This window comes from Burkholderia sp. A9 (genome assembly GCF_000801975.1).
Genome location: NZ_JSZN01000089.1, coordinates 1 through 608 on the forward strand (window position 1 = coordinate 1; position 608 = coordinate 608).

A 608-nucleotide genomic window follows, 5' to 3' on the forward strand; every position below is an offset into this window, starting at 1 on the left:
GCCGCGGCGGGCTCGACATCAATCCGTTCCGCACGAACTACAACCAGCCGATGCCGGACAACGCGCGGACGGCGCGGCAGTGACGAACACCGGTAACCGTTGACCGCCCCCTCCTGGAGCGGAGGGGACGCAGCATCCCGCGCGGCGGACGGCCCGCGGTCAACCTTGAACCGGTCGTTCCGGGAGGATTTCCACCAAGCGCAGCAGGTAGCCATCGGGGTCCTGGACCAGCATCTCGATCTGGCCATGCTCCAGGTCGTCCTGACGATACCAGGAAGTTCGGGGTTCCCGGAACAATGCCACGCCCGCACCACGGAGCCGGTCGAGGATCGGCCCGATCGAGCCGACTTCGATCTGCAGATTGATCCCGCGCCCAAACGGACGCTCCATGGCGCCTGTCAGCCAGCTCTCCGGGCGCTGCTGTTCAAGCATGAGCTGAGCCGCCCCCATCTCGAGATAGGCGAATCCGTCCTCCGGACGTTCGAATCGGATTCGGAAGCCCAGTACGTCACGATAGAAGCACACGCTTTCGGCGACGTCCGAGCAGATCAGCTCCGGCACAAGGGCGGCCCATCCCATACGGTTCCTCAAGGAGAGATGATGCGGCA

General features: G+C 64.8%; 1 protein-coding gene. It reads right to left on the reverse strand.

Features of this window, described 5'->3' with window-relative positions; translation table 11 throughout:
* Window positions 1–159: 159 nt before the first annotated feature.
* Window positions 160–608, reverse strand: a 449-nt coding sequence (locus PI86_RS15580; protein WP_326929241.1) for a bleomycin resistance protein, incomplete at its 5' end; no start/stop codon positions are given.